The sequence below is a fragment of the Aeromonas sp. HMWF015 genome (assembly GCF_963878965.1).
GTDB classification, from domain to species: domain Bacteria; phylum Pseudomonadota; class Gammaproteobacteria; order Enterobacterales; family Aeromonadaceae; genus Aeromonas; species Aeromonas veronii.
The window spans coordinates 43,839-51,139 of record NZ_CAWNZT010000355.1 but is presented as its reverse complement, the minus strand read 5'-3'; the positions used below and the strand labels follow the sequence as shown (position 1 = coordinate 51,139).

Here is a 7,301-nt window from a genome sequence, read left to right as displayed (position 1 = left end):
GGGTCTATCTGGGGGGATTGGCCTACTCCTGGATCCTGACTCGTTTCTTTTCGTAAGGCTTTTTTAGACCTGGATTTGCCAGATGTGAGGTACCTCTGAAATTGGCAAATCCGGCTTGCAAACAGGGGGTATCTCGGCTGAAATAGGCGTTGCCAGCAGGGTGCTGGCAATGACTAATACTCGATGAAATCGGGTGTTGGCGGTCAAATGGAATTGATTGGGAAGTTGGGTCAGATGCGGTCGGCCTTTCTCAAGTCTTCATGGAACCAAGTCCGCACTTTTGTAAGAAAGTGACAGGGCTCTTGCCTTATTTACAGTCGCAGTGCCTGCAGGGTGTTTTGAATAGCATCCCGATAGTGCCGGTGCATTCGCACTGTAATTCCATTCCCGTATAGCTGGGGATTACTGCCTGTGCATCCATCGCTGGATGGTATGGTGGTGCCCGGTTATCTGGATTAAATCGAGACTTTGGAGAACAGAATGACTGACCTGAAAGTGGCCGCTCAGCGCGCCCTGAACCTGATGGACCTGACCACCCTGAACGATGACGACACCGATCAGAAGGTGATCGACCTGTGCCATAAGGCCAAGTCACCGGCCGGTCTGACCGCCGCTGTCTGCATCTACCCCCGTTTTATCCCTATCGCTCGCAAGACCCTGCGTGAGATCGGCGCTGCCGACGTACGCATTGCGACCGTGACCAACTTCCCGCACGGCAACGACGACATCGAGATCGCCGTGGCCGAGACCCGTGCCGCTGTCGCCTACGGTGCTGACGAAGTGGACGTGGTGTTCCCGTATCGCGCCTTCATGGCTGGCAATGAACAGATCGGTTTTGATCTGGTCAAAGCCTGTAAAGAGGCCTGCGGTGCCAACGTGCTGCTGAAAGTGATCATCGAAACCGGTGAGCTGAAAGAAGAGGCGCTGATCCGTCGCGCTTCCGAAATCTGTATCGATGCCGGTGCCGACTTCATCAAGACCTCCACCGGCAAGGTGCCGGTCAATGCGACCCCAGAAGCGGCACGCATCATGATGGAAGTGATCAAGGCCAAGAATCCGAAAGTCGGCTTCAAGCCTGCTGGTGGCGTGAAAGATGCCGCCGTTGCCGGTCAGTACCTGGCCATGGCCGAAGAGGTCCTCGGCAACGACTGGGTATCCGCCCGTACCTTCCGCTTTGGTGCATCCAGCCTGCTGGCCAGTCTGCTGGCCACTCTGGGGCATGGCGACAAGCCGGCCAACACCAGCGGTTACTAATAGGTTGATGAGAGGGCGGACTGCTGTCCGCCCTGTTAAGCCCCCACCTGTGGTGCGTGGGCAAGGATTCAGGCTTGTGTAACGCCAGCAATGGCGGAGGGAATGAAAGATGTTTTTGCCTCAAGAAATTATTCGCAAGAAGCGCAACGGTGAAGCGCTCAGTACCCAAGAGATTCAATTCTTCGTCCAGGGCATTACCAACAACACCATCGGCGAGGGCCAGATTGCGGCGCTGGCGATGGCGGTCTACTTCAAAGACATGACCATGGATGAGCGGGTTGCCCTGACTTGCGCCATGCGTGACTCCGGCATGGTATTGACCTGGGATCACCTCAATCTGGGTGGCCCGATTGTCGACAAGCACTCCACCGGTGGAGTGGGTGACGTTGTCTCCCTGATGCTTGGCCCGATGGTCGCCGCCTGCGGCGGTTTCGTACCTATGATCTCTGGTCGTGGCCTGGGCCACACCGGCGGTACCCTCGACAAGCTGGATGCCATCCCCGGCTACCAGACCTCGGTCGACAACGATCGTTTCCTGAAAGTGGTGAAAGAGGCGGGTGTCGCCATCATCGGCCAGACTGGCGATCTCGCCCCGGCCGACAAGCGTATCTATGCAGTACGTGACATCACTGCCACCGTCGAATCTGTTGCCATGATCACCGGCTCCATCCTCTCCAAGAAGCTCGCCTCCGGGCTCGAAGCGCTGGTGATGGATGTGAAAGTGGGCTCCGGTGCCTTTATGCCGACCTTTGAAGCGTCCGAAGAGCTGGCCAAGAGCATCGTTGCCGTGGCCAACGGCGCTGGCTGCCGCACCTCTGCGCTCTTGACCGATATGAATCAGGTACTGGCCTCCAGCGCCGGTAACGCGGTGGAAGTGCGCGAAGCGGTGCGCTACCTGACCGGTGAATATCGCAACCCACGCATCCACGAAGTGACCATGGCGCTGTGTGCCGAGATGCTGATCTCCGCAGGTCTGGCCAGCGACGAGCGCGATGCCCGCGCCAAGCTGCAGGCGGTACTGGATAACGGCAAGGCTGCCGAGATCTTCGGTCGCATGGTGGCTGGCCTGGGTGGCCCTGCCGATTTCATGGAGCGTTACGACGCTTACCTGCCCAAAGCCGCCATCGTGCGCCCGGTCTTCGCGGCCAACAGCGGCTTCGTGACCGCCATGGATACCCGCGAACTGGGTCTGGCCGTGGTCGCCATGGGCGGTGGTCGCCGCGCTGCCGGTGACAAACTTGATTATGCGGTTGGTCTGACCGACTTTATCCGCCTGGGTCAGAGCGTCGATGCTGACAAGCCGATCGCGATGATCCACGCTCAGACTGAAGAGCAATACGCTCAGGCTGCCAGCATGGTGCAGGCGGCTGTCCGGATTGGTGGCGAGCGGCCCGAGGCACTGCCTGAAGTGTACCGCCGTATCACCCTGACTGATTTGTAACAAGGGGAAGTCCCATGAAACGTACCTTTATCCTGATGATGGACTCTTTCGGTATCGGCGCTGCCGCCGACGCTGACAAGTTCGGAGACACGGGCGCCAATACCCTTGGCCATATCGCCAAGGCGTGTGCGGCTGGTGAAGCGCAGGGCCGCGGTGCCCTCAATCTGCCGAACCTGAGCAAGCTGGGCCTCGGCCACGCTTGCGAACAGGCCTCCGGCACTTTCCCGGCAGGTCTTAAGAAAGATATCGAGGTAGTCGGTGCCTACGGCTACGCTCAGGAGCTCTCCTCCGGCAAGGACACTCCGTCCGGTCACTGGGAGATCGCCGGTGTGCCCGTACTGTTCGAGTGGGGCTACTTCAAGGATCACACCAACAGTTTCCCGCAGGAGCTGCTGGACGCCATCGTCGAGAAGGCTGGTCTGCCCGGTTATCTTGGCAACTGCCACGCTTCCGGTACCCAGGTGCTGGACGATCTGGGCGAAGAGCATATGCGCACCGGCAAGCCGATCCTCTACACCTCTGCCGACTCGGTGTTCCAGATTGCCTGCCACGAAGAGACCTACGGCCTCGAGAAGCTCTACGAGCTGTGCCACATCGTGCGCGAGCTGCTGGAGCCCTACAACATCGGTCGTGTTATCGCGCGTCCGTTTGTGGGTAGTGGCAAGGGCAACTTCAAGCGTACCGGTAACCGTCACGACTACTCTGTGCTGCCGCCGGCACCGACCGTGCTGGACTACATGAAGGACGCGGGCGGTCAGGTGGTTTCCATCGGCAAGATCGCCGACATCTATGCCGAGCAGGGCATCACCAAGAAGGTGAAGGGTACCGGCCTGACCGAGCTGTGGGATCGTACTCTGGAAGAAGTGAAAGCGGCCGGTGACAACACCATCGTCTTCACCAACTTCGTCGACTTCGACTCCTCCTACGGTCACCGTCGCGACGTGAAGGGCTACGCCGATGCGCTGGAGTACTTCGACTCCCGCCTGCCGGAGCTGTTCGACCTGCTGCAGGATGGCGACGTGGTGGTGCTGACCGCTGACCACGGTTGCGACCCGACCTGGAGCGGCACCGACCATACCCGCGAGTACATCCCAGTACTGTTCTACGGCAAGCCGGTCAAGGCTGGTTCCGTCGGCCGTCGCGAGACCTTCGCCGATATCGGCCAGAGCATTGCGGCGTACCACGGTCTGCCCAAACTGGCGTACGGTACCAGCTTCCTGTAATTTACCCGCCCGCCACTTCGGCGGCGGGCAATTTATAAAACAATAAAACTCAACCTAGTGTGAAGGAATCAAGAGAATGGCAACTCCTCATATCAATGCGAAAGATGGCGCCTTTGCTGATACCGTGCTGATGCCGGGCGACCCCCTGCGCGCCAAGTACATCGCTGAAACTTTCCTGGAGAACGTCGAGCAGATCTGCGACGTGCGCAACATGTTCGGCTTCACCGGTACCTACAAGGGCCGTCGTATCTCCGTGATGGGCCACGGCATGGGTATCCCCTCCTGCTCCATCTATGCAAAAGAGCTGATCACCGATTACGGTGTGAAGACCCTGATCCGTGTGGGCTCCTGTGGCGCTGTGCGTGAAGACGTGAAACTGCGTGACGTGGTGATCGGTATGGGTGCCTGCACCGATTCCAAAGTAAACCGTCTGCGTTTCAAGGATCACGACTTCGCTGCCATCGCCGACTTCGACCTGGTTGCCAATGCCGTACAGGCCGCCAAGAACAAGGGCGTTGCCGTGCGCGTCGGTAACATCTTCTCCGCCGACCTGTTCTACACCCCGGACCCCTCCATGTTCGACGTCATGGAAAAATACGGCATCTTGGGTGTCGAGATGGAAGCCGCCGGTATCTATGGCGTGGCCGCAGAGTACGGTGCCAAGGCGCTGACCATCTGCACCGTCTCCGACCATATCCGTACCGGTGAGCAGACCACCTCTGAAGAGCGTCAGCTGACCTTCAACGACATGATCGAAATCGCACTGGATTCCGTCCTGCTGGGCGACAAGTAATTCCCTTGCGAATAAGAAACGGCGGCCTTCTGGCCGCCGTTTTTGTATCTTCTCTCTGGTTGCGCCATCAGTTTTCCGGAGGCGGCGCGGGGGGCGTACTCTTTTTCTTGTGCTTGCGCACCCGCATGTAGTTGCGGCGCACGCCGTAGGAGATGAGCACCCCGGCCAGCAGGGCGACCAGCAGCATCAGCCGCTGTTTCTCCTGCACCACCTTGAGCCGGGTGTCCTTGTCTGCCAGCATCTGCTGCTCTTCCAGGGTGATGCGCAGGAAGCCGATGGTCTGCTCGCCATCCCGGATCTCCTGTACGAACTGGATCCGCCCCTTTCCCTGCTCCGGCAGTGACTTGTTATCGCTGCCGATGGGCAGCAGGCTCTCCAGCGGCACCGCCTGCTCAGACTGGGCGAGTGGAATGCCGCGTCCGTCGTAGAGGGTGGCATCGAGGATCTCCGGTTCCGCCGCCAGATCCCGCGCCAGCCGCTCCAGCTCGCTGCTCTTCTCCTCCTTGATCCAGCGTTTCATGTCGCGGGCGGCATAGGCGACCAGCGCCTGTGCCCGGTTGCGCGCGTCGCTGTGCAGCGAGGCCTGGCTTTCACCCTGCATATGAATAAGCACACCGAGCACCCAGCATCCGAGCAGGATACCGGCACCCAGGCTGAGAACACGTTTGATGGGAAGATGACGCTGCAAGCGCGGACCTCATGGTAACAAGGAGTGGCGGGATCTTGGCGCTTGCCTGTACAAAAAGCAATACGCTACTCTGGGCCAGCATTGTTAACCCCCTGCTCACCAAGGAAGGCGTATCCCTTATGTTGTTGTCCCGGCTCCCCCCTCTGTTATCCGATTGGCCCGCGTTGTTGTCCGGCTCACCCTGTTGGCAGCTCAAAGCAGATGCGTTGCAACCGACAGAGACTCCGCAGGCTGGCGGCTGGTTGGTGCTGTTTGGCAAGGGGCTGGGCGCCTCCCATCTGGCGCGTCTGTCACCACTGTTGGTTGCACAGGAGTTGGCGGCCACCCTCTATCCTCCCACAGAGGTGGCGGGCGTGCCGTTGCTGCTGCTTGGCTGCGATCGCTTCTCTTCCGAGCTGGTGGCCGAGCTCAAGAGCGGTGAGTGGGAGATCGATCTCTGCCATCTGCCCGCGCTACCGACCCTGAACGAGCCCGGCCTGCTGGTGATGGACATGGACTCTACCGCGATCCGCATCGAGTGCATCGACGAGATTGCCCGGCTTGCCGGGGTTGGCGAGCAGGTAGCGGCAGTGACGGCCGCGGCGATGCAGGGCAAGCTGGAGTTTGCCGACAGTCTGCGTAATCGGGTCGCGCTGCTTGAGGGGGCGCCGGTCGCCATCCTCGACGAGGTGGCGGCATGGATGCCCTGGATGCCGGGCTTGCAGCTGATGGTCGATACCCTCAAAGGGGCGGGTTGGAAGGTGGCCATCGCCTCCGGTGGTTTTACCCGTTTTGCTGGCCAGTTGCAGCGCGAGCTGGGGCTTGATGCCATCTTCGCCAACGAGCTGGCGGTGGAGGGGGGCCAGCTGAGCGGCAAGGTGAGCGGACGCATCGTTGATGCCAGCGTCAAGGCAGAGGTGTTGCAGCAGCTTGCTCAGGAGTACGGCATTGCTGCCGACCAGACCGTGGCCATCGGCGATGGTGCCAACGATCTCAAGATGATGGGGGTCGCGGGTCTTGGCATCGCCATTCACGCCAAACCGCTGGTGCGGGCACAGGCGGCAGCCACCCTCAATCATCACGACCTGGAGGGGGTGATCTGCCTGCTGGCGGCGCGGGCCTGCAGCGAGCAGCGTTGGGACAAGCGCTGACAGTGTTTCAAGGAGGAAAGCAATAAAAATGGAATTGTTGCAGCAGTCTCTGTTTATCCCCTGTGGTGGCCATCAATTGCATGTTCGCCACATCAAACCCCGGGTCGCCGTGCATGGCGAGCCGATCCTGATGGTGCACGGCGCCATCGAGAACGGCCGGATCTTCTACACCGAATCGGGCAAGGGGTTGGCCTGCTTTCTGGCCCGCCACGGCTATCAGGTCTATGTGGCTGATTTGCGGGGGCGGGGGCTCAGCACTCCTGCCATCGCCGAGCAGGCGGAGCACGGTCAGCATGAGCTGATCACCGAGGATCTGCCCGCCCTGCAGCGCTGGATTGCCGAGCGCCATCATGGCTTCAAGGTGCACTGGGTGGCTCACTCCTGGGGTGGTGTCATCATGGCCTCGACCCTGGTGCGCTTCCCCGAGCTGGCGGAGCAGGTGGCTAGTCTGCTGTTTTTTGGCACCAAGCGCGGCGTGTCGGTGCACAATCCCGAGCGTTGGCTGAAGGTGGATCTGATCTGGAATCGGCTGGCCCCCTGGCTGGCCCGCCGCCGTGGTTTTCTGGCGGCTCGCACTCTGAAGATCGGTGCTGACGACGAGCCGCTGCGCTATCTGCAGGAGACCATCCCCTGGGTCAAGTGCGGCCCCTGGCAGGATCCTCACGACGGTTTTGCCTATGACGAGGCGGCGGCACGGGTCAACTGGCCACCGCTCTGGATGATCTCGGCCAAAGCGGACAAGGTGCTGGGTCACCCGACCGATGTGCGCCGC

Annotated in this window: 7 protein-coding genes; 6 read left to right on the top strand and 1 reads right to left on the bottom strand. The window is 60.4% G+C overall.

Translation table 11 applies throughout. From position 1 onward, the window contains the following. Positions 1–480: 480 nt before the first annotated feature. From deoC to deoD, 4 genes are all read left to right on the top strand, one after another. A complete protein-coding gene (gene deoC / locus AACS18_RS18010) occupies positions 481–1,254 on the top strand; it encodes a deoxyribose-phosphate aldolase (RefSeq protein WP_108612924.1) in 774 nt (257 codons plus the stop codon). A gap of 109 nt (positions 1,255–1,363) precedes the next feature. Continuing rightward, positions 1,364–2,695 (top strand): thymidine phosphorylase, encoded by a 1,332-nt coding sequence (gene deoA, locus AACS18_RS18005; protein ID WP_108612923.1) that lies wholly within the window; start codon positions 1,364–1,366, stop codon positions 2,693–2,695. Positions 2,696–2,709: 14 nt separating this feature from the next. Further along, positions 2,710–3,918 carry a phosphopentomutase gene (locus AACS18_RS18000; RefSeq protein ID WP_043851167.1) on the top strand — a complete coding sequence of 403 codons (1,209 nt, stop codon included), beginning with the start codon at positions 2,710–2,712 and terminating at the stop codon, positions 3,916–3,918. Between the two features lie 76 nt (positions 3,919–3,994). Further along, positions 3,995–4,711: a purine-nucleoside phosphorylase gene (gene deoD / locus AACS18_RS17995; RefSeq protein WP_005340471.1), complete on the top strand. Its 717-nt coding sequence runs from the start codon at positions 3,995–3,997 to the stop codon at positions 4,709–4,711. 67 nt (positions 4,712–4,778) lie between these two features. On the opposite strand, the gene AACS18_RS17990 is transcribed toward deoD, so the two are convergent. Further along, positions 4,779–5,399: a YtjB family periplasmic protein gene (locus AACS18_RS17990; RefSeq protein WP_108612922.1), complete on the bottom strand. Its 621-nt coding sequence runs from the start codon at positions 5,397–5,399 to the stop codon at positions 4,779–4,781. Between the two features lie 119 nt (positions 5,400–5,518). Here AACS18_RS17990 and serB point away from each other — a divergent pair, with 119 nt between their 5' ends. Both serB and AACS18_RS17980 read left to right on the top strand, forming a co-directional pair. Next, complete coding sequence (gene serB, locus AACS18_RS17985; protein ID WP_108612921.1) at positions 5,519–6,529, top strand: phosphoserine phosphatase SerB; 1,011 nt, start codon at positions 5,519–5,521, stop codon at positions 6,527–6,529. Positions 6,530–6,557: 28 nt separating this feature from the next. Next, the coding region (locus AACS18_RS17980) for an alpha/beta fold hydrolase (RefSeq protein WP_108612930.1) at positions 6,558–7,301 on the top strand (744 nt) is incomplete at its 3' end.

Excerpts from the sequence above, each read along its gene's own strand:
- deoC (WP_108612924.1), top strand. The coding sequence starts at position 481 with ATGACTGACCTGAAAGTGGCCGCTCAGCGCGCCCTGAACCTGATGGAC.
- deoA (WP_108612923.1), top strand. The coding sequence starts at position 1,364 with ATGTTTTTGCCTCAAGAAATTATTCGCAAGAAGCGCAACGGTGAAGCG.
- AACS18_RS18000 (WP_043851167.1), top strand. The coding sequence starts at position 2,710 with ATGAAACGTACCTTTATCCTGATGATGGACTCTTTCGGTATCGGCGCT.
- deoD (WP_005340471.1), top strand. The coding sequence starts at position 3,995 with ATGGCAACTCCTCATATCAATGCGAAAGATGGCGCCTTTGCTGATACC.
- serB (WP_108612921.1), top strand. The coding sequence starts at position 5,519 with ATGTTGTTGTCCCGGCTCCCCCCTCTGTTATCCGATTGGCCCGCGTTG.